Annotated in this window: 23 protein-coding genes; 8 read left to right on the forward strand and 15 right to left on the reverse strand. The window is 68.0% G+C overall.

The genetic code is table 11. The features are described 5' to 3' along the window. Positions 1–220: 220 nt before the first annotated feature. The gene (locus tag U9J23_RS20925) at positions 221–643 is read left to right on the forward strand and encodes an STAS domain-containing protein (RefSeq protein ID WP_230825099.1); all 423 of its coding nucleotides are present in this window, start codon (positions 221–223) and stop codon (positions 641–643) included. Positions 644–662: 19 nt separating this feature from the next. On the opposite strand, the gene U9J23_RS20930 is transcribed toward U9J23_RS20925, so the two are convergent. The 7 genes from U9J23_RS20930 to U9J23_RS20960 form a co-directional block, all read right to left on the reverse strand. Further along, complete coding sequence (locus tag U9J23_RS20930; RefSeq protein WP_272269015.1) at positions 663–1703, reverse strand: acyl-CoA dehydrogenase family protein; 1041 nt, start codon at positions 1701–1703, stop codon at positions 663–665. Further along, a complete protein-coding gene (locus tag U9J23_RS20935) occupies positions 1700–2845 on the reverse strand; it encodes an acyl-CoA dehydrogenase family protein (protein ID WP_016692356.1) in 1146 nt (381 codons plus the stop codon). Before U9J23_RS20935 ends, U9J23_RS20930 begins: the two co-directional genes overlap by 4 nt. Then, complete coding sequence (locus tag U9J23_RS20940) at positions 2842–3450, reverse strand: TetR/AcrR family transcriptional regulator (RefSeq protein WP_253250075.1); 609 nt, start codon at positions 3448–3450, stop codon at positions 2842–2844. Before U9J23_RS20940 ends, U9J23_RS20935 begins: the two co-directional genes overlap by 4 nt. Further along, positions 3447–5015 carry an acyl-CoA synthetase gene (locus tag U9J23_RS20945; protein WP_272269012.1) on the reverse strand — a complete coding sequence of 523 codons (1569 nt, stop codon included), beginning with the start codon at positions 5013–5015 and terminating at the stop codon, positions 3447–3449. Before U9J23_RS20945 ends, U9J23_RS20940 begins: the two co-directional genes overlap by 4 nt. A gap of 2 nt (positions 5016–5017) precedes the next feature. After that, a complete protein-coding gene (locus tag U9J23_RS20950; protein WP_059384086.1) occupies positions 5018–6175 on the reverse strand; it encodes an acyl-CoA dehydrogenase family protein in 1158 nt (385 codons plus the stop codon). Positions 6176–6213: 38 nt separating this feature from the next. Further along, positions 6214–7023, reverse strand: a complete 810-nt coding sequence (locus U9J23_RS20955; RefSeq protein ID WP_059384085.1) for a crotonase/enoyl-CoA hydratase family protein — start codon at positions 7021–7023, stop codon at positions 6214–6216. 111 nt (positions 7024–7134) lie between these two features. Continuing rightward, complete coding sequence (locus U9J23_RS20960; RefSeq protein WP_059384114.1) at positions 7135–8571, reverse strand: ABC1 kinase family protein; 1437 nt, start codon at positions 8569–8571, stop codon at positions 7135–7137. Positions 8572–8757: 186 nt separating this feature from the next. On the opposite strand from U9J23_RS20960, the gene U9J23_RS20965 reads away from it, so the two are divergent. After that, complete coding sequence (locus U9J23_RS20965) at positions 8758–9777, forward strand: sigma-70 family RNA polymerase sigma factor (protein ID WP_106201167.1); 1020 nt, start codon at positions 8758–8760, stop codon at positions 9775–9777. A gap of 9 nt (positions 9778–9786) precedes the next feature. Here the strand turns inward: U9J23_RS20965 and U9J23_RS20970 are convergent, their stop codons facing one another. Both U9J23_RS20970 and U9J23_RS20975 read right to left on the reverse strand, forming a co-directional pair. Continuing rightward, complete coding sequence (locus U9J23_RS20970; protein ID WP_145707432.1) at positions 9787–10245, reverse strand: VOC family protein; 459 nt, start codon at positions 10243–10245, stop codon at positions 9787–9789. 117 nt (positions 10246–10362) lie between these two features. Next, positions 10363–10896, reverse strand: coding sequence for a hypothetical protein (locus U9J23_RS20975; RefSeq protein WP_106201165.1), 534 nt, complete (start codon positions 10894–10896; stop codon positions 10363–10365). A 152-nt stretch (positions 10897–11048) separates the two neighbouring features. On the opposite strand from U9J23_RS20975, the gene U9J23_RS20980 reads away from it, so the two are divergent. The 5 genes from U9J23_RS20980 to U9J23_RS21000 all read left to right on the forward strand — a co-directional run bounded on the left by U9J23_RS20980 (position 11049) and on the right by U9J23_RS21000 (position 14958). Further along, positions 11049–12218, forward strand: a complete 1170-nt coding sequence (locus tag U9J23_RS20980) for a sensor histidine kinase (RefSeq protein WP_248931521.1) — start codon at positions 11049–11051, stop codon at positions 12216–12218. Then, positions 12215–12871 carry a response regulator gene (locus tag U9J23_RS20985; protein WP_059384080.1) on the forward strand — a complete coding sequence of 219 codons (657 nt, stop codon included), beginning with the start codon at positions 12215–12217 and terminating at the stop codon, positions 12869–12871. The genes U9J23_RS20980 and U9J23_RS20985 overlap by 4 nt, the downstream gene beginning before the upstream one ends. Positions 12872–12924: 53 nt before the next feature. Further along, complete coding sequence (locus tag U9J23_RS20990; protein ID WP_059384079.1) at positions 12925–13536, forward strand: DUF1707 SHOCT-like domain-containing protein; 612 nt, start codon at positions 12925–12927, stop codon at positions 13534–13536. A gap of 173 nt (positions 13537–13709) precedes the next feature. Next, complete coding sequence (locus tag U9J23_RS20995) at positions 13710–14633, forward strand: PaaI family thioesterase (RefSeq protein ID WP_085470177.1); 924 nt, start codon at positions 13710–13712, stop codon at positions 14631–14633. 34 nt (positions 14634–14667) lie between these two features. Further along, the gene (locus U9J23_RS21000) at positions 14668–14958 is read left to right on the forward strand and encodes a hypothetical protein (RefSeq protein WP_370684073.1); all 291 of its coding nucleotides are present in this window, start codon (positions 14668–14670) and stop codon (positions 14956–14958) included. Here U9J23_RS21000 and U9J23_RS21005 read toward each other — a convergent pair whose 3' ends face one another. Next, complete coding sequence (locus U9J23_RS21005) at positions 14959–16164, reverse strand: serine hydrolase domain-containing protein (protein ID WP_272269009.1); 1206 nt, start codon at positions 16162–16164, stop codon at positions 14959–14961. It abuts the gene before it with no gap. Between the two features lie 112 nt (positions 16165–16276). Between U9J23_RS21005 and U9J23_RS21010 the strand changes: the two genes are divergently transcribed. Then, on the forward strand, positions 16277–18247 hold the full coding sequence (locus U9J23_RS21010; protein WP_272269008.1) for a M13 family metallopeptidase: 1971 nt from the start codon (positions 16277–16279) through the stop codon (positions 18245–18247). An 85-nt stretch (positions 18248–18332) separates the two neighbouring features. On the opposite strand, the gene U9J23_RS21015 is transcribed toward U9J23_RS21010, so the two are convergent. From U9J23_RS21015 to U9J23_RS21035, 5 genes are all read right to left on the reverse strand, one after another. Beyond that, positions 18333–19055 (reverse strand): M23 family metallopeptidase, encoded by a 723-nt coding sequence (locus U9J23_RS21015; protein WP_326602997.1) that lies wholly within the window; start codon positions 19053–19055, stop codon positions 18333–18335. A 347-nt stretch (positions 19056–19402) separates the two neighbouring features. Beyond that, complete coding sequence (locus tag U9J23_RS21020; protein WP_230825091.1) at positions 19403–20737, reverse strand: cytochrome P450; 1335 nt, start codon at positions 20735–20737, stop codon at positions 19403–19405. 74 nt (positions 20738–20811) lie between these two features. Beyond that, the gene (locus U9J23_RS21025; RefSeq protein WP_272269007.1) at positions 20812–22374 is read right to left on the reverse strand and encodes an AMP-binding protein; all 1563 of its coding nucleotides are present in this window, start codon (positions 22372–22374) and stop codon (positions 20812–20814) included. A gap of 28 nt (positions 22375–22402) precedes the next feature. Continuing rightward, a complete protein-coding gene (locus tag U9J23_RS21030) occupies positions 22403–23542 on the reverse strand; it encodes a DUF5938 domain-containing protein (protein WP_272269006.1) in 1140 nt (379 codons plus the stop codon). A gap of 10 nt (positions 23543–23552) precedes the next feature. Then, positions 23553–24356: an SDR family NAD(P)-dependent oxidoreductase gene (locus U9J23_RS21035; RefSeq protein ID WP_272269005.1), complete on the reverse strand. Its 804-nt coding sequence runs from the start codon at positions 24354–24356 to the stop codon at positions 23553–23555. Positions 24357–24526: the final 170 nt, after the last annotated feature.

Genomic DNA, 24526 nt, shown 5'->3' on the forward strand with positions numbered 1-24526 from the left:
CAGCTCAGAACACCTACGTTATAGAACCGTGATGTTGCGTTATCGTTCCGTTATGGAACGGGTCGTCGGGAAGCGACCTCCGTCGGACAGGCTCTGTGCAAGCCCGAGGCGAGTTCTCACCGCGACCCCGACGTTCTCACCACGACCCCAGCAGGCCGACCGTCTGTTCGTGATCCAGCCCGCACCGGACGGCACGAATCCACGCCGACAGGAGACCGCAATGAGCACACGTACGAGCACCACCCGCAGGATCGTCACCCACACCGGCGCACTCTCACGAGTCGGTGCAGCGACCGTCGCCCGAGCGCCGCGCTACCGTCTCGACGTCCACTCCCCCTCCCGTCGCTGCAGTGTCCTGCGGGTGAAGGGTGATCTCGACATGACCGCCCGAGCGGAGTTCGCCTCCACTCTCGGCGACCTCGCACACTCGGGCGACCACGTCGTCGTCGACCTGTCCGAGGTGACCTTCATGTACTCCGAGGTCGCCTCGATGCTTGCCGATGCCGTTCACATCCGGCCCGGCCGTTTCCATGTCGTCGCACCCACGCGCCAGGTGCGCATGCTGCTCGACATCCTCGCTCCCGACCTCGACGTCACCGACCGCACCGAGTGCGACACGGCCGGGAGCTCGTCCGCCGCCTGACGACGGCGACCGGCGGCGGTCAGCGCGCCGGGCCACCCGTGATCAACGCCCACACGTCCCCGGCCTCACCGGCCGCGGCGAGCAGTTCGGAATCCCACGACGCAACCGTGCCGAATTCGCTGCGCCACGACAGGATCCGGTTGGCGTGCCGATGCAACTCGTGTTCCATCGTGAAGCCGATCGCGCCGAGCGCCTGATGCGCGTTGCGGGCGACGACCGAGGCCGCATGTCCGGCGCACGAGGCGGCCGCTGCGATCGCGAAGCGGGTCGACGCGTCACCGAAACCTCCGGCGAGAACGGCATCGACGGCGCCATCCGCGGCGGCGTGCACGAGCGAGGCCTCGGTGGCGATGTCGGCGACGAGCGCCTGCACCGCCTGGAACTTGCCCAGCGGACGACCGAACTGCACGCGCGCGGTGGTGTGGTCGACGACGAGCTCGAGGATCCGATCCATCGCACCCGCGGTGGCCAGCGCACGGACGAGCGCGCCCCGGTAGCGGAACTCGTCGGCGGTGCCCGCCGGAACGTCATGTCCCGACAGGGTCGACAGGTCGACGCGCACGTGATCGCGGGGCTCCGCCGCCAGATTCACGGCCTCGACGATCTCGACGTCGCCGCGTGCGAGCTCGGCGACCTGCCATCCCTGCGGCGACTCCCACAGAACGACGATCGAGTCCGCGAACCGGGCCCACGGCACGTGGCGCGCGCGGCCGTCGGCGTCGAGCACCGCGGCGGTACGCACGGCCGGTGCCGCCTCGAGGCCTGCCTGTTCGAGGAGCCAACCCGCGAGCAGGTCGTTCTCGGCCACCGGCACGGCAGCAGCGGCGCTGCCGGCGGCTTCGAGCAGCAGGGCGGCCTCGAGCCATCCCGCGCCGCTTCCGCCGCTCTCCTCCGAACCGGTGAGCCGATCGAGGCCGAGCTCGGTGAGGGTGCTCCACAGGGCACGATCGAGTTCGACGACCTCCCCGATGCGGTGGTCGTCACCCGAGGTGAACACCTCGGACAGCATCTGTGCGAAGTCGCGCAGTTCCGTCGACTGCAGTGCGTCCTGCCCGCTCATCTCATCCCCAATCCTCGTGCGATGACCCCGCGGAGGATCTCGCTCGTGCCGCCGCGCAGTGTGAAGCCCGGTCGTTGCATGACGCCTGCCCGGACGAGCTCGGCCAGATGTGCGTCGGCCGCGGTGTATCCCGCGATCTCGTCGGCGAGATCCGCCAGGTCGCCCTCGGTCTTCGTGCCGAGCACCTTCACGACCGACGCCGCGAGTTCGGCGTTCTCGCCACGTTCGAGGGACTCGGAGACCGCGGTGGACATGCGGTGCAGGCCCGCCATGCGCCCGATGGTCGCTCCGATGCGGGTGTCCGCTTCGACGCTGCCGTCGGCCACACCGTGCACGAGGGATTCGAGCACCCCGAAGGTGGACAGGAAACGTTCGGGACCGCTGCGTTCGTAGCCGAGCTCGCTCGTCACCTGCTCCCAGCCGGCACCGATCTGCCCGAGCACCAGGTCGTCCGGGACGAAGACATCGTCGAGCAGCACCTCGTTGAAGTGGTGGTCGCCGGACATCGACAGGATCGGGCGGATGGTCACGCCCGGGGAGTCGAGCAGCACGATGAACTGGCTCAGCCCGTCGTGGCGGTGCGCCGGATCGAGCGGTGCGGAGCGCGCGAGGCCGAAGAAGGCATCGGCGTGGTGCGCCCCGGACGTCCACAGCTTGGTGCCGGAGATCCGCCACCCGCCGTCCACCTGCGTGGCCTTCGTCTTGACGCTCGCGAGGTCGGATCCGGAGTCGGGCTCGGACATGCCGATGGCCCAGCAGATCTCACCGGCCGCGATGCCCGGCAGGAACCGCTTCTTCTGCTCCTCGGTGCCGTACTTCAGCAGCGACGGTGCGGCCTGACGGTCGGCGACCCACTGGGCGGCGACCGGAGCGCCCACCGCGAGCAGCTCCTCGGTGACGACGAAGCGCTCCATGAAGGTCCGTCCGTGTCCGCCGTACTCGACGGGGATCGTCATACCCACCCAGCCGCGAGCGGCGAGCGCGCGGGTGAACTCGGGGTTCCATCGCGTCAGCCAGGTGTCGATGCCCGGGGTGAACACGCCCGCGTCGATCTGTTCCTTCAGGAACGCCCGTACCTCGGCACGGAGTTCCGTCAGTGCCGGGTCGGGGGTGCCCGCCCTCGGCACGAGTCGTGCACTCATCGTGAATCTCCTTCTCCACCGGTGATGGTGGGACACAGCAGCGCCAGCGACAGGTCCGCGTAGCGTTCGGCGATCTCGTCCGGGCCGTCCGGGCCCGCGGGGTCGTACCAGTTGGCGATCGCCGAGACCATCGCCAGGATCGACCGGCGGCAGTCGTCGGGGTACTTCGTGGTGAAGACACCCTGTGCGACACCGCGATCGATGATGTCGCGGATCCGTCTTCGGCCGGCACGACGGCGTTCCTCGTACAGTCGCGCACCCTCGGGTTCGAGGTTGCGCACTTCCGTCGCGATCATGCGGCCCTGCTCGGGGAACTGCGTGCGGAAGATGACGTTCCCCCTGACGAACGCGCGGATCTGCTCGACGGGATCGTCGCCGGCGCGGGCGAGTTCGGCGTCGCAGACCGCGTCGTAGGTGTCGACACCGTCGAGCAGGATCGCCAGCAGCAGATCCTGTTTGTTCTTGTAGTGGTAGTACAGCGCGGACAGGCTCACGCCGGCTTCCTGCGCGATCGTCCGGATCGACGACGAGCCGTATCCGTTGCGCACGAATTCCTTCCGGCCCGCCTCGATGAAGACGCGCTGTTTCGGCGACAGCACTCTCACGACAACGCTCCCGTGTCGGCGTACTGCGCGATCAGCTCGCCGAGCCTGCCCTTGACCATCTTGCCCGTCGGCGTGCGCGGCAGTTCGTCGACGAACCGCACGTGTCGGGGGCACTTGAAACGCGAGAGGCGTTCCCGGCAGAACCCGATGATCTCGTCCTCGAGCTCGTCCGATCCCTCTGCGCCGGGGACGAGCTGCACGAACGCTTCGACACGTTCACCGCGGTCCGCGTCCGGCACACCGACCACCGCGACGTCCGCGATCGACGGGTGCAGCGCGAGGACGTTCTCGATCTCCTGCGGGTAGATGTTCACCCCACCCGAGATGATCGTGAACTTGTCGCGCCCGGTGAGGAACAGGTAGTCGTCCTCGTCGAGATATCCGATGTCGCCGGTGGTGTACCAGTTCTCCTCGAAGGGGTGCCTGGTCGACGCCGTCTTCTCCGGGTCCTTGTGGTACTCGAACGAGAAGTCGTCCCGTTCGAAGTAGACGGTGCCGATCTCTCCCGTGGGCAGCCGGTTGCCGTTCTCGTCGCAGATGCGCGCCAGACCGAGTGTGCCCGGGCCACCGGTCTTCCCGACCGTGCCCGGCTTGCTCAGCCATTCCTGCGGGGTGACGAGGGTGTTGCCGATGGCTTCGGTCGCGGAGTAGTACTCGTAGACGATCTCGCCCCACCACCGCATGAGTTCCTGCTTGACCTCGACCGGGCACGGCGCCGCCGAGTGCAACGCGCACCGCATCGACGACAGGTCGTAGCGCTCGCGGACCTCGCGGGGCAGCTTCAACAGGCGCACGAAATGCGTGGGCACCCACTGGCTGTGGGTCACTCGGTACTTCTCGATGCACGCGAGGCTGAGCTCGGGATCGAACCGGTCCATGAGCACCACGGTGCCCCCGAGCGCCTGCGTCGACACGCCGTACCGCAAGGGAGCGGCATGGTAGATCGGTGCCGGCGACAGGTAGACGGTGTTCTCGTCGAAACCGAAGCGGCGCACCTGCTTCAGCAGCGGAGGACCGGGCTCGTCACCGACCTGGGCGCCGGAGAGGGCCGGCTTGATGCCCTTGGGTCGACCGGTCGTGCCGGAGGAGTACAGCATGTCGCTGCCACGGGGCTGGTCCGCCATGTGAGTGACGGGAAGACCGGCCACCTCCTCCTCGTACACGAGATGCCCGGGCACCCGCCCGCCGAAGGCGACACGATGCGTCACCTTCGGGGTGAGCGGCGCGATCGCCTCGGCGAGCTCGGCGAGAGGCGCCGAGACGACGAGCACCTTCGCGTCGCAGTCGTCGACGATGTAGGCGGCCTCGCCCGGAGCGAGGTGCGTGTTGACGAAGGTGATGTACACGCCCGACCTCACTGCACCCCAGTACAGTTCGAATGCCGTGGCGTCGTTGACGGTGACGACCGCGATGTGGTCCCCCCTGCCGACGTCGTGTGCGCGCAGCCAGTGCGCGAACCGGACGGACGCGTCCTCGAGTTCCCGATAGGTGAGCGTCCGGCCGGTCGCGGCCTCGTGCACGGCGGGCCGGTCCGGGGCGACCGCGGCGTAACGGCCCGGGTACATGCCTACAGCCCCAGGTCCTTGGAGATGATCGTCTTCATGACCTCGCTGGTGCCGCCGTAGATCCGGGTCACGCGGGTGTCGGCGTACAACCGGGCGATCGGGTACTCGGTGATGTAACCGTATCCGCCGTGCAACTGCAGGCACTTGTCGATGACACGACCGGAGACCTCGGTGCAGAACAGCTTCGCGCGGGCCGCGTCGGCGACCGTCAGTTCCTTGCGATCGAGCAGTTCGAGGCAGTGGTCGACGTAGACACGCGCGGCCTGGGTCTCGGCCGAGCACTCGGCGAGCACGAACTTGGTGTTCTGGAACGAGGCGACCGGCTTGCCGAACACCTTGCGTTCCTTGGTGTATGCGATCGCGTGCGCGATGGCGGCCTCGGCGAAGCCGACCTGGTTCAAAGCGATGCTCAGACGCTCCTGCGGCAGGTTGTGGGTGAGGTACCCGAAGCCCGCACCCTCCTCGCCGAGGAGGTTCTCGACCGGCACCTTGACGTCGGTGTACGACAGCTCGGCGGTGTCCTGCTGGTGCAGACCGATCTTGTCGAGCTTACGGCCCACCGCGAAGCCCTCACTGTCGGTGGGCACCGCGATGATCGACAGTCCGCCGCGGCGGTTCTCGGGATCGAACGGGCTGGTGCGGCAGACCGTCAGGATGAGGTCGGCGGTGACGCCGCCGGTGATGAAGGTCTTCGCGCCGTTGATGATGTAGTGCTTGCCGTCCTCGGACAGCTTCGCCGAGGTCGCGATGTTGGCGAGGTCGGAGCCGGTGCCGGGCTCGGTCATCGCGATCGCGGTCATGATCGAGCCGTCGGCGAAGCCGGGCAGCCAGCGCTGCTTCTGCTCCTCGGTCGCGTATTCGAGCAGGTAGGGCAGGATCAGGCAGGCGTGCACGGTGTAGGAGCCGAACGAGACTCCGGCGCGCGCAACCTCTTCGAAGACGATCGTGTTGAACTTGAAGCTGGACTCGCCGCCTCCGCCGAACTCCTCGGGCACCTGGATGCCCAGGATGCCGAGTTCGCCCAGCCGACGGAAGAACTCACGGGGCGGGCGGCCCATCTCGTCCCATTCCTCGCGATGCGGCGCGACCTCACGTTCGATGAAGTCGCGCACCATCTTCCGGAACTGCTCGTGTTCTTCGGTGAAGATCGTCCGCTGCATGGCTTGTCCTCTGGGGTGTGGGGGAAGGAGAGGGAAGGTCAGTTGCCGGTGAAGTTGCCGGTGCGTCGTTCGAGGAACGCCGAGAGGGCTTCGCGGTGGTCCTCGCTGTGGTGCGAGAGCGCCTGGAGGGAGGCCGACAGTTCGAGGAGCGTGTCGAGATCGACGCGCTGGCCCTCGCGCAGCAGCTTCTTCGTCATACGCAGTGCGTTCGGGGGGTTGACGGCGACGCGGGCGGCGAGCGCGTTCGCGGCGTCGAGGAGCTGCTCGGGTTCGACGACCTGCGAGACCATGCCCCAGTCGAGGGCCGTCGCGGCGTCGACGCGGTCGCCGGTGAAGGCCATCTCGGCGGCGCGCGCCGCACCGACCGCGCGGGGCAGCAGCCAGGCGCCGCCGTCGCCGGGGATGATGCCGAGCTTGACGAAGCTCTCCGCGAAGAACGCCTTCGTCGAGGCGATCCGCATGTCGCACATCATCGCGAGGTCGCAGCCGGCGCCCACTGCGGGGCCGTTGACGGCGGCGATGATCGGGACCTCGCAGTGGTAGATGGCGCGGGGCAGGCGCTGGATGCCACGGCGGTAGCCCTCGCGCAGGGCGTGGGGTGCGCCGCCGAACATGCCGCGGCGCTCGTCCATGTCCTTGACGTTGCCACCGGCGGAGAAGGCGGATCCGGCGCCGGTGAGGATGACGACGCGGGTGTCGATGTCGCGGTTGGCCTCCTCGACGAGCTCGACGAGGCGGTCGACGACGTCGTCACCCGAGATCGGGTTGCGCGCCTCCGGAAGGTTGATCGTCCAGGTCACGACGTTTCCGTCGCGCGTGCTCAGTACGACGTCCTGCGAAGTTGCCATTGAGGTCGCGGTCCTTCCGGTAGCCAGTGTGGCTCGCACCATAATTTGGTCGAACGATCGTTCAAATTACGGGGCGGGTCGGATCCTGTAAAGACCGAACGGCCTCCTGCCTCAGTCGGGCAGGCTCACGTTCGATTCGGCGATTCTTATGGCTACTTCCTCGGGAAAGATGTTCCGGAAGACGAAGGGATCGCGGCCGAGCACCCAGCCCGGCGCCAGCGCGGTCGCGTAGCGCTCGAAATATCCGAGTTGCTTCCCGAACAACACGAGCTCCTCGGGGGTCGACGTGTTCCACTTGCGTCCGAGCGAGACGAGCGCGCCGATCAGCTCGCTGAGCCGCAACTCCCCCACGTCCTGACCGAGCAGCGGACCGAAGATCTCGGCGACCTGCCGGCCCACCGCCGCGTCGTCGAGGTCGAGGTCGGCGGCGACACCGAGTGCCCGCACGCTCTGCGCGACCGCCGTGAAGTCCCCGTCGAGCAGGGCGGCGCGGAACAGTGCCCGCAGCAGCGCGCGCCACTTCTCGGGCAGTTCGCCGACGATGCCGAAGTCGAGCAGCGCGACACGTCCGTCGTCGAGCAGCCAGAGATTGCCCGCGTGCACGTCGCCGTGGAACGGACCGTGGCAGAGCACCGCCTCCATCCACACCTTCACACCGCGGCGCACGAGCAGGGAGGTGTCGAGATCGTCCTGGCCCGGCACCACCCGGTCGACGGGCTTGCCCTGCAGGCGCTCCATGCAGATCACCCGCGGACCGCACCACTGCCAGTACACCTCGGGCACCGTGACGAAGGTGTTGTCGCCGAAGGCGGAGATGTTGCGGCGGAAGCGATCCTGACGATCCGCTTCGACCGCCGCGTTGAGCTCGGTCATCGTCGCGTTGTAGAGATCGCGGATGATCCCCGGAGTGTTCGCGATGCGGAAGAACTCGAAGAGCTGCAGCAGCTTCGCGCCCATGTAGGCGGCGCGCAGATCCACGAGCATGCGGTGGGCGATCCCCGGTCGCTGTACCTTCACCACGGCCCGGCGGCCGTCGCGCAGCACGCACCCGTGCACCTGGGCGACGGACGCCGCGGCGAGCGGCACGTCGTCGAACGACTCGAACATCTCGTCGATGCGGTGTCCGAGATCCTCCTCGATCACCGCGCGGGCCTGCTCGGAGGGGAAGGTCGGCACGTCGTCGAGCATGCGTAGGCACGCGTCGGCGAGGGCCGCGGGGAACAGTCCGGGTGACGACGCGATGAGCTGGCCCAGCTTCACGAAGGTCGGTCCGAGATGTTCGAAGGCGTCGACGGTGCCGTGCGCGGCCGCTTCGACGACGCTGTGCTGCCGGGGCCGGACGGTCCACCGCAGCACCGCCCACACCACGAAGGCGATCAGGACGGCGGCGACGACCACGGCCCGTCCGAGCTCCGCCGGGCCGAACCGGTCGAGCGGAGGCCGCTCGACGTCCAGGACACCGGGTGGAAGACCTTCGGCGAAGGGGCCGACGGGCCCGTTGCGCTCGGGCCTGCTGTGGCCCTGCGCTCCGGATACGCCTTCGCGCAGCGTGTACTCGTGCACGACCTGTCCCCACTCCGTCCACCACGCGCTCACCTCGGCGCGACTTCGTGCACGGTACCTGCAACCGGCGCCCCGATCGAGACCCGGCGATCATCTGTCTTCTGTCGGTGCCCCCGACTACTCTCTGACGGGTAGCGGATTCGGGTCCGACCAGCCGGGGGTATCGCGCTCATGACCGAACAACTGCTCGAAGAATCTGCCGGTTCGACATCGACGTCGACCGATTTCATGGAACTCGCCGAGCCGTTCCGACGCGAACTGCTCGCACACTGTTACCGCATGAGCGGGTCGCTGCACGATGCGGAAGACCTGGTCCAGGAGACCTATCTGCGCGCCTGGCGCGGTTACGAGAACTTCGGGGGCCGCTCCTCACTGCGCACGTGGCTGCACCGTATCGCCACCAACGTGTGCCTCACGGCGCTCGAAGGTCGTAGCCGCCGGCCGTTGCCCACCGGGCTCGGCGCGCCCAGTTCCGATCCCACCGACGATCTGGTCACCCGCCCCGAGGTGCCGTGGCTCGAGCCGTTCCCCGTCGGGTACGCCACCGACGACCCGTCGGATCCCGCCACCATCGCCGCCTCCCGCGATTCCGTCCGCCTCGCGTTCGTCGCCGCTCTGCAACACCTGTCCGCCCGCCAGCGCGCAGTCCTACTGCTCCGCGAGGTCCTGCAGTGGCGCGCCACCGAGGTCGCAGCCGCGCTCGACACGTCGACGGCGGCGGTCAACAGTCTTCTGCAGCGGGCACGTGCGCAACTGAAGGACGCCCAGGTCCGCGACGACGACCTCGCCGAACCCGACAGCGCCGAGACCAGGGCGTTGCTGCAGCGCTGGGTCGACGGCTTCGAGAAGTACGACATCGATTCGCTCGTCGAGATGCTCACCCAGGACGCCGTCTGGGAGATGCCGCCCTTCGAAGGCTGGTACCAGGGCCCCGAGGCGATCGTCTCCCTCATCAAGCAGAAGTGCCCCGCGAAGGGCCCCGGCGACCAGGTGCTGCTTCCCACCGTGGCCAACGGCCAGCCGGCATTCGGGCTGTACATGCGAGGGGAGGACGGCCGCCACCACCCTTTCCAACTGCAGGTGCTCGACATCGTCGACGGTAGGGTCACGCACGCCACCGTCTTCTTCTCCGACGACACCGCCGGGTTGTTCGCCAGGTTCGGGCTGCCGGAGGACCCGGCAGCCCGCTGACGTCGAAGGTCACGCCTCGGCAGGCGCAGCTTCCGTGGCGTCGGCCTGCTGAGCGGCGGCCATGTCCATCCACATGACCTCCCAGACGTGGTTGTCGAGGTCGCGGAACGCCCGCTGGTACGCGTAGTCGCCCATGTCCTCCTTCGCCTTCTCGGCCCCGGCGGTCACCCATTCGGTGCCGCCGGCCGCGATCGCGCCGTCGACGAGCGTGTCGACACCTTCGCGACTGTCGGCCGAGACGCACATCAGCACCTCGCGGGCCTTCGTGGTGTCGCAGATGTCGTCGTTGGTGAACATCCGGAACATCTGCTTCTCGAGCAGCATCATGTAGGTCTGGTCGTTGATCTTCAGGCAGGCGGCGTTCTCGTCGCAGAACGACTCGTCGAACGTGAATCCGAGCTTGTCGAAGAATGCGCGGGTGGCGGTGATGTTCTCGACGGCGAGATTGACGAACAGCATGCGCGACATGGTTTCTCCTGTGTTCGGTTCGTCCTGCGGGGACGCGGTGTGGGTGTCACGGATACAGACCGGCCACCCCGCGAGAACTCATCGCACACCCGGAAGTTTCTCGGAGCCACGTGATTGTCACTGCTTGCCGAGCACCCAGACCGGGCCCGTGATCAGCCAGATCACCGTGATCGTGGCGAGGGTGGGGAAGATTCCGTACAGCGCCGAGGCCTGTTCGCCGTTCGCGACGGTCGACCCGAGCCCGAGCACGGCTGCCGCGCTGATCCCGGCTGCGAGCAGCCATCGCCCGAAGTCCGCACATTCCTTGCGGAAGGCCTCCGGACCTTCCTTCGGAGCGGGTTCCGGTTTCGCACCACCCGCGAAGTGGTAGGCGAACCGCCGGTCGGCCCACCGGACGACGCTCGGGCCGAAGGCGACACTCACACCGAGATAGATGCCGGCCACACGGTGGACCCAGCCGACCTCCGCGCCGTTGTGCAGATCCACGGCGACGGCCGCGAGCAGGACGACGTCGATCAGCGGGATCAGGGCGAGCAGCACCGCACCCGTCCTGCCGAGCCGGAGCAGATACCGGAACACGAGTCCGGCCGCGAGCACGACCCAGAACGCGATCTCGCATCCGACGATGAAAGCGGCGATGTGGCTGAACATGACCTCAGAATCGCGCGCACATCCCCACGCGCGCGTCGCCCGATGGGCGGCAGATGCCTCATCACTTCGGGTGACCCCGACCCTGATCCTCCCCCGGTTGTGGTCGAATCGTTGCTGTGGACAACCGTGAATCCGAGATTCGAGTGGGATTCGTGAACCCGCGGTACAACTCCCTGCTCGTCGCCCTCGCGTACTTCGCGGGTGGCGCACTGTTGTACGCCCTGGATCTCGGTGTGCTCGTCGAGGACCGGCCGCCGCAGCCGCTGTGGGTGTGGCTGGTTCTGCTCGCGTGCGTGTGTGCACCGATGACGATGCGTCGCACGCGACCGCTTCTCGCACTCCTGGTGGGCACGGTTCCGGTACTGGTCGACCTCGTCGTCGGTCCTTCGCTGCCGGTCTGGATCGCATACGGCGACCTGCTGTATGCCGCAGCGCTCTTCGGCTCGGCGCGCACCAGCCGCTTCCTCGAACGCGCCCCGGTGGTCCCGATCGTCGTCGGCGCCGTCGCGCTCGGTGTGTACTTCGGAGAACTGCGCATCGCCGTATGGGCCGTGTCGATCGCCGCGCTCGTGATCGTCGTCCCGATCTGGTGGGCCCGATCCGTCCGCACACATCGGGACGCCGCCGAGATCGAACGGGCACGCGCCGAGGCCCTCTCGCGGGTCGCGGAACTGGACCGTCGCGCCGCCATCACCACCGAGCGGCAGCGTCTGGCCCGCGACCTGCACGACGTGGTGGCCGGGCACCTGTCGTCGATCGCGATCCAGAGCGAGGCCGCGCTCCGCCTCCGCGACTCCGATCCCGACAGAGCGCTGACCGTGCTCGAGTCCGTGCGCTCCGGCAGCGTGGCCGCCCTGCAGGAGATGCAGTCGATGGTGCGCCTGTTGCGCAGCGACGACACCGACGACGAGATCACCACGGCGGGTCGTCTCGCCGACCTCGAACCGCTCACCGCCTCCGCACGTGCCGCCGGCACCTCCGTCCGGATCGACGGTCGTCCACCCGCAGACCTCGACGCGGAGGTCGATCTCACGGCCTACCGCATCGTCCAGGAGACCCTGACGAACGCGGTCAAGCATGCACCCGGACGGCCGGTGACCCTTCGTTTCGACGACACCGACGGCCGCCTCGGGATCGAGGTGGTGAACCCGATCGGCGACTCGGAGCCCGCAGACCCGTCACCGGTCCGCGGCGTCGGGAACGGCCTGCGCAACATCGCCGAACGCGCCGCCGCGGTGGGTGGGCACGCCCGCTCGGGTCGCGACGGGAACGAATGGAGGACATACGTGCAACTGCCGCTCGCGAGGAGGAGCACGACGTGACGATCAGGGTGTTGCTCGCCGACGATCACAGCGCCATCCGCGCGGGCCTGCGGCTCCTGCTCGATACGAGCGAGGACATCGAGGTGGTGGGCGAAGCCGCCGACGGCGCGGTCGCGGTGTCGCAGGCGCGCGCGCTCGACCCGGATGTCGTCCTCATGGACATCCGCATGCCACATGTCGACGGGATCGCCGCGACCCGCACCATCACCGAGGAGACGAGCGCTCGGGTGCTGGTGCTGACGAGTTTCGAGATCGACGAGTACGTCTTCGAAAGTCTTCGTGCCGGGGCGGCCGGATATCTCCTCAAGACCGCCTCGGCGGATGCCATGCTCGACGCGATCCGGGCGGTGCACTCCGGGGAGTCCGTGCTCTCACCGCAGGTCACCCGAACCGTCATCGACGCGTTCGTCTCGAAACCCGCTCGGCGGGAAGGTGTTCCGGACGGGCCGGATTACGATGCCCTCACCGCACGCGAACAGGAGGTCTTCGCGTGTCTGGGCGAGGGACTGTCCAACCGCCAGATCGCCACCCGTCTCGGCATCGGTGAGAACACGGCGAAGACGCACGTCGCCCGGGTGCTCCACAAACTCGGACTGCAATCGCGGATCCAGGCGGCCATCCTCGCCCGGGACATGCCCGATCATCGGCTCTAGGATCAGGGATGCACCAGGATTCGACAACCGACTCCGAAAGCGCGGGAAAAGCAATGACCGGCAACTCCGATCACGACGACCTGCTGCTCAGCGACGCCGAACGCATGCACGCGTTGAACGCACTCGGCGAACACTACGCCGCGGGCCGGCTCGACAGCGCCGAGTTCTACGAACGATCCGGGGAGATATCCTCGGCGCGAACGTTTTCGGCGTTGCTCCCGTCGTTCCGAGGGCTGCCCGGCGGTGTGCCCCTCGAACAGGTCGACGGTCACATCCGGATGATTCACGACTCCTCCGCGCCGGCGGTCCGACACGACAGCTCCCCTGCGGCGGCGTCCCAGTCTCCGGAGGACGAACTGGCCTCGCTCCGCGAACGCGGCAGCATGGTGGAGACGCTGGACTGGATCATCATCGGCGTCACGCTCGTGACCTTCCTCGTCCTGCAGATCGCTCTGGACTGGAGCTACGCGTGGATCGTGTGGCCGTCGCTGATCGTCACGCTCAGCGTTCCGCGGTTGATCCTGAAGTACAGCGACGACGACGAGAAGGTCTACGAGGAGCTCAAGAAGTCGGAGGCCGCCGAGCGGAAGAAGCGGCTCGAGGAGGCGTCGAAGAGGATCCGGGAACTCGAGGGTCGTCGCGGTCCGGAGACGCCACGGAGCTGAAGCGACCGACGGTCACGGAGCTGAAGCGACCGACGGTCACGGAGCCGAAGCGACCGACGGTCACGGAGCCGAAGCGACCGACGGTCACGGAGCTGAGCCGAGGGGCGACCGCGAATCGGGGCGAACCGCTCCCCGACTGCTCCTCGCTGCGCTGTTCCTGGTAGAAGCAAGGAATGGCAATCGAGACCGCACAGTTCGCCGTCGACCGTCCGGGTCGTTTCATGGGCGTCGGCATCGAGGTCGCCGACGACGCGTCGGTCTCGGTCACCCAGTCCGTCGGATCGCACCTGTTCGACCACCGCGGGCAGACCACGCTCGCCTCCATCGGCGTCTTCACCGACGTCGCCGCGGGCGCACCCGCCGGCATCGCGCGGTTCGCGGAGACCGGTGAGCGACCGCAGAGCGTGTTGTCGCACGTGACGGCGACGCTCGCCCACCCCTTCCCCATCTCGGGGACCCTCGTCGGTCACGGCAGCAGCCTGTTCTTCGACGAGTCCACCGCCGTGTCGGGCACCGACGTGCGCGACGAGCAGGGTGCTCTCGTCGCGCACCTGGTCGGCCGATCCATCGTCGTCGGGCGTACGCCGATGGATCTCGGCACGGAAGAACCGGAGACCGCACCTGAGCGGGACGATCCGGAACCGTGGTCGGATGCGGCGATCCTGGCCGAACTGCCCGGCCTCGACATCGTCACGGGCATCTCCACCGGAACTCTTCCGCGGGGACCGCTCGCCGGTCTGCTCGGACTCGAGGTGACGGCCGCCGAGCGCGGCGTCGTGCAGGCCCGTCTGTCGCCGCGCGAGTGGATGGCCAACGTGATCGGTTCGGTGCAGGGCGGTGTGCTCGTGTCGATGGCGGAGGCCGTCACCGGCCTGGCCGCGCAGACGCTGACCGGCATCGATCAGGACTATCGCGTGTTGGAGATCGGCCTCGACTATCTCCGCTCGCCTGCCGTCCCCGGGCCGGTCATCGAACTGCGGTCCGCATCGGTGCGGGCCGGACGGCGACTCGCGTCCTTCGAGACGACGCTGTGCGCCGCCGACGGCACCGTCTACGTGCGCGCGCACGCCAACGTCCAGCTGCTGCCCCGCGCGTAACGGATTCGCAGGAATCTCCCAGCTTTCCTGCACCGTGCCTCGAGCGTCCGGACGCACGATGGTCTATCCCGGCTGGTACCGCGGCCGCACCGTGCATATCCACCTGAAGGTGCACATCGACCGGTCGACGGTGCTCACCACGCAGCTGTACTTCGACGAGGCGCTCACCGACGAGATCTTCTCGACGGTCGAGCCGTACACCGAGCACAGCGGCCGCGACACTCGCAACGACACCGACTCGATCCACGACCCGACGGGGACGACGGTCACCGCACGTCAGGGCGACCGGGTCCTCGCCGCGGTCAACGCGGGTGTCGACGTCTGATCACCCTGCTCGGCGCGCGGCCGTCACCGCCGCGGCGCCGAGCCTCGGGAACCGGCCGTCGGAGATGGTCGTGAAGGTGTTGCCCATGCGGTTGGTGACGAACGCGACCGACAGCCCGGTCTCCGGGTCGGCGAACGCTCCCGAGCCGCCGAACCCGTAGTGCCCGACCGACTGCAGCGGCTGCTGCCGCAGGGCGACCCATCCCGGGTGGTAACCGAGCCGCCAGTTGGGCCGGATGCCGAGGACGTAGTCGCGTCGCCGCGTCTGCACTTCGAGCAGCTGGTCGACGGTGTCCTCCTTCAACAGGCGGGTGCCGTCGATCGCTCCGCCGTTCGCGATCGCCGCATACATGCGGGCCAGTGCCCGAGCGGTGAACACACCGTTCCATCCCGGCATGACGGCGTCGTGCGCGGACGGACTGCGCATCAGCTCGTCGAAACCCTCCGCCATGCCTGCCTCGGCGAGACCCCGCACGCCCGGCGCGCGCGACAGCACCGCCGACGCCGTCGTCCACGGTGCCGGCAGGAAGTTGACCTTGGGGAACACCCGGGCGATGCGGTGCCGCTGGTCCTCGGGCACGTGGTACCAGAATTCGTCCGTGCCGAGCGGCTCGGCGATCTCGGTGCGCACGAGTTCCTGGAAGGGCACCCCGGTCACGCGCGATGCGACCTCGGCGACGAGGTTGCCGTAGGTGACGGCGTGATAACCCGGCCCGTGGAAGCGTCGCGGATCGGGTGGGGAGGCGGCGAGCGCGGCGGCCACCGCCTCGGAATCGAGCAGTCCCTCCCGGCCGGGCACGAGACCGCGCGACTTGTGCAGTCCGGCGCGGTGCGACATGAGCTGTCGCAGCGTGATCGTCTCCTTGCCGGCCGCGGCGAACTCCGGCCAGTACTCGGCCACGGCCGCGTCGTAGTCGAGCAGGCCACGCTCGGCGAGGCGGTGCACCACCGTGCTGGCCACCCCCTTGCCGGTGGAGAACGACAGCACGACGGTGTCGCGGGTCCACCGTTTGTCGCGTGCGGCCCAGCCCGCCCAGATGTCGAGGACGGGTTCGCCGTGCAGGTAGCAGGCGAGAGCACCGCCGCCCTGGCTCGGCTTGTAGAACATCCGGAAGAACAGATCCGCGACAGGCATGAAGCGGGGATCGACCAGCATCTGTGTCGACGGGGTCGCCGCGGGCGGCTCCGTCGTGGAACCTTCGGTCATGAGGGCGATGTTAGGAGTATGTAAACGCTGCCGAGGGTGTTCTCCCACTTCCACGGCGGTCCGGTCCGCGGGCGACTGCGCGACCTGCCCATCCGGTGTAAGGATGGGGAGCATGACCCTCGCGCAGAACTCGGAGATTCGCTCCGGCATCGATCTCGGACACGTCGACGAACGGGTCCGCCCCCAGGACGACCTCTTCGAACACGTGAACGGCCGATGGCTCGCCGAACACGAGATCCCCGCCGACCGCGCGCTCGACGGAGCCTTCCGCACGCTCGCCGACAAGGCCGAGGTCGACGTGCGGACCATCATCGAAGAAGCCGCGGCCTCCGGCGCCGAGCCGGGCACCGACGCCCAGAAGATCGGCGACCTGTACACCTCGTTCATGGACACCGCGACGATCGAGGCCGCCGGTCTCGATCCGATCCGCGAGGAGCTCGGGGCGATCTCCGGGGCTGCCGACCGTGCCGCGCTCGCGGCGGTGCTGGGCCGGTTGCAGCGCGCCGGCGTGACGGGTGCGCTCGCGCACTACGTCGACACCGATTCGAAGAACTCCGAGCGCTATCTCATGCACGTCTCGCAGGGCGGGCTCGGTCTGCCCGACGAGTCGTACTACCGCGAGGACCGCTACGCCGAGATCCGCGATCAGTACACCGCCCACATCGGCCGGATGTTCGCCCTCGCCGACCTGCCCTACGACGCGGCGACGGTGGTCGCGCTCGAGACGAAGCTGGCCGCCGGGCACTGGGACGTCGTCAAGCGTCGCGACGCCGACCTGAGTTACAACCTGCTCACCCTCGACTCGCTGCTCACCGACCTTCCGCAGTTCGACTGGACGGGATGGATCACCGCGACCGGTGCGACGACCGACCAGTGGGCCGAGATCGTCGTCCGTCAGCCGAGCTTCCTCGAGACGTTCGCGACGCTGTGGGCCGACGAGGACCTCGACGACTGGAAGGCCTGGGCGGTGTGGCGGGTGCTGCGCGCGCGGGCTCCGTACCTGTCCGAGGCGTTCGTCGACGAGAACTTCGCGTTCTACGGCCGCACGCTCACCGGCACGCAGGAGATCCGCGACCGCTGGAAGCGCGGCGTGTCGCTCGTGCAGGACCTGCTCGGCGAGGCCGTCGGCAAGCTCTACGTCGAACGGCACTTCCCCGCCGAGGCGAAGACGCGCATGCAGGTGCTCGTCGACAACCTCACCGAGGCGTACCGGCAGTCCATCACCGACCTCGAATGGATGAGCCCGGCCACGCGCGAAGCCGCGCTGCGCAAGCTCGAGAAGTTCACGCCCAAGGTCGGCTATCCCGACACCTGGCGCGACTACTCCGCCGTGACGATCACCGCGGACGACGTGGTGGGCAACTACCGCAGCGGCTACGCCGCCGAGTACGACCGCGATCTCGGCAAGCTCGGTGGTCCGGTCGATCGCGGCGAGTGGTTCATGACGCCGCAGACGGTCAACGCCTACTACAACCCGGGGATGAACGAGATCGTCTTCCCCGCCGCGATTCTCCAGCCCCCGTTCTTCGACCTGCACGCCGACGACGCCGCGAACTACGGCGGCATCGGCGCGGTCATCGGCCACGAGATCGGGCACGGCTTCGACGACCAGGGCGCGAAGTACGACGGCGACGGCAATCTGGAGAACTGGTGGACCGATTCGGACCGCGAAGAGTTCGGTAAGCGCACCGCCGCCCTCATCGCGCAGTACGACGAGTTCGAGCCGAAAGCCCTTCCCGGACAACGCGTGAACGGCAGCTTCACGATCGGCGAGAACATCGGTGACCTCGGCGGCCTGTCGATCGCGTTGAAGGCCTACGAGATCGCGCTCGACGGCAAGCCCGCGCCCGTCATCGACGGCCTGACCGGGCTGCAGCGCGTGTTCTTCGGATGGGCGCAGGTGTGGCGTACGAAGGTTCGCGACGAGGAGGCGTCACGCCGTCTCGCCGTCGACCCGCACTCGCCGCCGGAGTTCCGCTGCAACGGCGTGATCCGCAACATCGACGCGTTCTACGACGCGTTCGAGGTCAGCGAAGGTGACGGGCTGTATCTCGATCCTTCGGAGCGCGTGCGCATCTGGTAGCTCCACGCACGACACTGCCCCGACGCGGAATGCGTCGGGGCAGTGTTCGTTCTCAGGTTTCGTTCTCGGGCTGTCGCCTACCGGATCAGCCGAGGTGCGAGCTCGGCACCGGAACGCCGCGCGCGTGGAACCACGGGATGGGGTCGACCTTGGCGCCGCCCGGCTGCCACACCTCGTAGTGCAGGTGCGGTCCGGTGGACTGGCCGCGGTTGCCCATCGTGGCGATCTGCTCGCCGGCGCGGACGTGCTGGCCGACCGAGACGAGGGACCGGTCGATGTGGCCGTAGACGCCGGTCGTGCCGTCGTCCTGCGCGATGCGCACCCACAGGCCGAAGCCCGAGGCCGGACCGGAGTCGATCACGACACCGTCGGTGACGGAGACGATGGGTGTGCCGATCGAGTTGGCGATGTCGACACCGTTGTGGTTGGTGCCCCAGCGCGGGCCGAAGCCCGAGGTCAGCGTTCCCGCAGCGGGGAAGGTGAGTGCGGGACGACGCGCGGCCTCCTCGCGAGCGGCCTGCTCGGCGGCCTCGCGAGCGATCCGCTCGGCCTCGGCACGCTGCGCCGCCTCCTGGGCAGCGATCGCCTCGGCGACACGCTGCGCTTCCCGCTCGGCGGCGCGGTTCAGCTTCTCGGTGTAGTGCGATGCGTCGACACCGACGACCTTCAGCACCTGGGGTGCGGTCGAGAGGTTCTCCCCGGCGCCGGTCCAGGCGGTGGCGGACTCGACGCGGACCCGGTCGCCTGCGGCGTTCGCGACCGTCGTTCCGCCGACGGTGACGGCGCTCGCGAGGACCGCGACTGCCATCCACCTGCCGGCACGGGTTGCGCGCCGTCGCAGATCGGTGGCTTCTCGGGTGGGGGTGGATTCAGGATTTCGGATCACAGCAGTTTCCTCTGGGACAGGCCCTCGGTAACGAAAGGGTCACGATTCCATCACAGAGTACTTCGACCTTTGACGAACTCAGCGTGTCGCCTTGACTCCAAACCGACCGGTATCGGACAAAAGGCGCCCGATTTGCCCTACTCGATTCACATCGACACCATCGACCTCACGCGTCGGACGCAAAACCGGGGTAAACAGTGAGTGACGTCACGCCATCGGATAACGGGGAAACGGTTTCCGATGGGGTAAAGAGGCCGTTCCGGGCAGTCCTACCGCACCGCGAAACGCAGCCCGAAATTGTCGAACGTCGCGGGCAGCGGACGCGCCGGATCCGGCTTCACATCCGACACCACGGTGAACTCGGTGGAGCGGAGCAGAGTCGCGAGGAAAGTGCTCGCTGCGAACAGCACGATGCTGCGCCCGGGGCACACCGTCGGTCCGGCGCTGAACGGCACGAGCGCGGGATGGCGCTCGGCGCGACCGTCCAGCCAGATCTCAGGCTCGAAGGTGTCGGCGAACGGCAGGTCGTCGGCGCGGTGGAAGGCCGAGGACAGGATCACGAAGCCCGTACCGGCGGGAATCGTCGAGGTGCCACCCGCACCGTCGCTCCACGTGGTCTCCTCCACGGAGTCCCGGAGGATCACCGGAGTGGTGGGCCACAGCCGGGTCGTGTCCAGCACGCAGGCGCGCAGGTACTCGTAGACCTGCGGTGTCCCGGCTTCGGTCCCCGACAGTTCCGACTCGACACGCAGACGCTGCTCGGAATGGGTCGACAACACCGCCAGGGTTCGGGCACTGACCATGCCTGCGGCGTCGAAGGCGAACAACCAGTGCGGCATCTGCCCGATCGGGTCGACGGACGCCGGCGCCGCGAGATCCCGGACCACCCCGGCCAGACTCTCGGACGGAGCCGCCGTGACATGACGGTGCAGGTTCTGGGTGAACCGATCGCGCAGACGGTGCCGGAGCGGATGCGCGAACGACCAGTTCCCGTTCGAGCGCAGCGTCCACAGCTGGTCGGTGACGCTCTCGTCGTCGCGGGCGGCGTCGCCGAACGCGAGTCGCCGGACGAGTCGCCACCAGGTCTTCACGAAATCGGGAGCGTCGAGTTCACCGCGTGACCTCGCGTGCTCGAGCAGATCCTGCGCCTCCTGCTCGATCACGGGAACCCACTCGGCCGCGAGACGGTGCAGGGCATGTTCCGGTTCGAGGACCGACTCGTTGAATGCGCGCCGCTGGGCGCGGATGTCCCCGCGGGAGATGAGCACCCCGTTGGGCTGGAACGGGCTGAGTGCAGCCACCTTCTCCTTGTTGGCCGCAGTGAACGACGCCGTGTCGGTGCGCAGGATCCGGTCCACATCCTCGGGCGTCAGGACGATCGCGAGGGTGCGGCCGGGAATCGGCACGACGACCGGCCCGTCACCGTGCCGCTTCCGTAGATCGGCGATCAGGCGGACCACGCCGGCATCGGACTGGTTCTTCTCGAGCAGCTTCATCGCCCAGCGCCGACGAGCGATCGGTCCCACCGCCACGAACGGCACGGCCACCTGCCCGAGGAGTCGAGCGGCGTCGGTGGGCGAAACGGTCGCGGTCGATGCAGGCACAGGTGCTCCCGGCGTCGGAGGGACAGGACCTATGAAGGCTTCCCGCCGGGAGCGCATCCAAACGTCCCACCCCTCTACGAACGGGCGGAGCCGTCCCGGGCCAGCGTCGCCTTGATCTCGTTCTTCAGCACCTTCCCCACCTTCGAGCGAGGCAGGTCCGACCGGACCACGATCTGCTTCGGAGTCTTCACCGAGCCGATGCGGTTCTTGACGAACGCGGTGAGTTCGGCGGCGTCGACCTCGGCTCCGGGGTGTGGTTGGACGACGGCCACCACGCGTTCTCCCCACTTCTCGTCGGGCAGACCGATCACCGCGCAGTCCTGGACGGCCGGATGGGCCAGGACCGCCTGTTCCACTTCGATCGAGTACACGTTGAACCCGCCGGTGATGATCATGTCCTTGGCGCGATCGATGATGAACAGCAGGCCGGAGTCGTCCAGATATCCGATGTCGCCGGTGTGGTGCCAGCCGAACCGGTTCACCTCCTCGGTGGCCTCGGGGTTCTTGTAGTAACCGGCCATAACGAGGGACGAGCGCACGACGATCTCGCCGCGCTCCCCCGACGGCAACAGTTCACCGTCCTGACCCATGACCGCGACGGTCACGAGCGGCGTCGGCCTGCCGGCCGACATCAGGACCTCCTCGGCGATCGAACCGTCGGGGCGGCGGTGCTCGTCGGGTGGAAGCACGGAGATCATCATCGGTGCCTCGGTCTGCCCGAAGAGCTGGGCCATCGGCCCGATCCGTTCGAGTGCCTCGGCGAGCCGCGTGGCACTCATCGGCGCGGCACCGTACCAGAAGCATTGCAGGCTCGACAGATCCGTCGAGTCCAGGTCGGGGTGCGCGAGGACCATGTAGATCAGGGTCGGGGGCAGGAAGGTGTGGGTGACGCGATGCGCCGGCACCAGTTCGAGGAAGCGCCCCACATCGGGACTGCGCATGATGACGATCTCGCCGCCCGTGGCCAGCACGGGAAAGCACAGCACTCCCGCGGCATGGGTCAGCGGGGCTAGCGCGAGATAGACCGGACGCTCGCCTCGGCCCGGGAACGGATAGCTCATGAGCGTGAGTGCCGTCATCGTCTCGAGATTCGTACCCGTGAGCATCACGCCTTTCGGCCTGCCCGTGGTACCGCCCGTGCCGACGATCATCGCGAGATCCTCGGGTGCGGACCGGTCGATCGTCTCCCTCGATCCTGCAGCCGCAGAGACGAACTCGTCCCACCCGAACGAACCCTCCGCGGGGTCTCCGTCGAGTTGCACCCACGTGTGGATCGCGGGCAGGTCGGGGCGGATCCGTTCGACGAGTTCCCCGTATCCCGAGGCGTAGAGCAGCACCTCGCAGTCGAACCGGTCGAGCAGCTCCCGGTTCTCGGCCGCCTCGTTGCGGGGGTTGATCGGGCACCACACGGCACCGGCCCGGCTGATCCCGAACACGCACGCGAAGGCGCGAGGATCGTTGCCGGACAGCACCGCGACCTTGCCGCCCGGACGCACACCGCGCGCGTCCAGCGCCCGTGCGACATCGTCGGCCACCGATTGCACTGTGGCGTACGACCAGCTGTCCCCGTCCGTCGTGAAACACGGCCGGTCCGGTCCGAGTGATGCCCCCTTGTCGAGATAGTCGACGATCCGCATCGAACCCTCCTGCAGTCAGGTTCGGATCTCAGTAGTCCTGCACCGTGAGAACCGGTTTCGACACCAGACCGAAATTGCGCAGGACGCCGAGCAGTTCGTGGTGACCGAAGGCCTGGCAGGCACTCGCGAAGCCGACCCGCTTCGGGGGTTGCTGCAGCAGCCAGTTCGCGGAGAACGCCTGGAGCAGCCCTGTCTGCTTGTAGTTGCTGTTGCCGTGGACGACGCAGTGCGCCCGGGCGAGCGGGCCGGAGGCGTGCACCGAGTCGAGGGACTTGTTGACCCTCGGATTCTCCCGTGGCGGCATGACATTCATCACCTGACGGGCGGTCGCCGTGAGCGCTTCGTCGCGATCCTCCGGCGACATGTCCTTGGTCGCCCCGAGTGCCTGCGCGACGATCTGCGGAACCCCGTGCATCAGGGCGGCATTGAAGACACCACCCTGCGCCTTGACGTTCGCGACACGCGGGTCGCGGCGGAACCACACCGGATGGGAGGTACCGCCCCAGGGCAACGACTGCGCCAGTTCGTGCTGTCCGGGTACGACGAGCGGGACGAGCCCCTGAGCGGGGTCGAACGGGACGTACTCGTTCTGTTCGAGGTAGTGCGCGGCCGAGGTGGCGGCGTTGACGAGAATCGTCCGCGTGGACGCGATGGTCGGACTGCCACCCCAGAAGACCGCGATGTCGAGCGTGTCGAGTCCCGGTGTCTCCAGGCACAATTGAGCGGCGATCTCACCGACGGTGTACATCTGCGCAGTTCCGGGCGCGAGCAACAGTCCGGCGGCGGCGAAGTCGGCTCCGTACTTCTCGTCGCACGTGATGAGCCAGTCCTGTTCGCCGGTGGTGTCGGTGTAGTGCGCGCCGGCGGCGAGACATGCCCGGACCACTTCGTTCCCGAGAGTGGAGAACGGTCCGACGGTGTTCAGGACGACGGCCGCTCCACTGAACAGGTCGGTCAGCGCCTCGACGGTGTGCTCGACCTGCACCACTTCGAAGTCGGCCGTCTCGATGCCGGGTACGTGCGTGCGGAGCGACTCGTCGAGTTTGTCCTTGTCGCGACCCGCGGCGACGAAGGGAATACGGAACTCGCGCAGATATTCGCAGACGAGTCGCCCGGTGTAACCCGATGCGCCGTAGACGACGACGCGACGTGCGGTCGGTGTGCTCACGGATCTTCCCTCACATTCCCATGCCGCCGTCGACCGGGAGGCCGGCACCGGTGACGAATCGTGCCGCGTCGGAAGCAAGGAACACCACGGCGTCCGCGATGTCCTCGACCGTCCCGAGCCGGCCGGACGGGGTCTGCTCGACGACGGCGGCGACCGCGTCGTCGGGTGAACCGAACAGACCGATGGTCGCCATGTCGTTCGCCAGTCCCGCACCCATCGCTGTCGGGACGAGTCCCGGATAGACGCAGTTGACCCGCACTCCGTAACCGAGCTTCCCGCTCTCCATCGCGGCGACCCGCGTGAGACGGTCGACGGCCGACTTGGTGGCCGAATAGACGGAGATGCCCGGGAACGCGATCGTCGCGGCGACCGAGGCGATGTTGACGATCACGCCGCCGTTCCCCGCCGCACCGTCCGGACGCATCGCCCGCAGACCGTGTTTGATTCCGAGCGTGGTACCGAGGATGTTCACCTCGAGCATGCGGCGGATGTCGTCGAGTGAGACCTCGGTGATCAGGCCGGTGATCTCGATACCGGCGTTGTTCACCAGGATGTCCAGACCACCGACGGCGGTGATCGTCTCGGTGATCGCCCGTTCCCAGTCGCTCTCGGAGGTGACGTCCAGACGGGTGAAGGCGTGCTTGCGGTCTCCGTCGGAGGGAAGGTCCGCGGCGATCTGTTCGCCGCTGTCCTGGATGTCGGCGACCACGACGCTCGCCCCGGCCGCAGCGAGTGCGCGGGCCATTCCTTCGCCGAGGCCCTGTGCCCCTCCTGTGACGAGTGCGCGACGCCCGGTCAAATCGAAAACCGTCATCGGATGGCCTCCTGAAGTGGGTGGTCCGGAGGAGCAGGGAGCGCGTGGGCCGACGGAACGTCCCGTACCGCCTCGGAAGGCGGCCCGAATGAATGTGGTCCAGGTCACAGGATCTGCCAGATCTTGACAGCTGTCAAGAGGATGCCGGACGACCGTCCTGTGCAGGTCGG

Source organism: Rhodococcus sp. PD04 (assembly GCF_035918275.1).
Classification (GTDB): Bacteria; Actinomycetota; Actinomycetes; order Mycobacteriales; family Mycobacteriaceae; genus Rhodococcus; species Rhodococcus rhodochrous.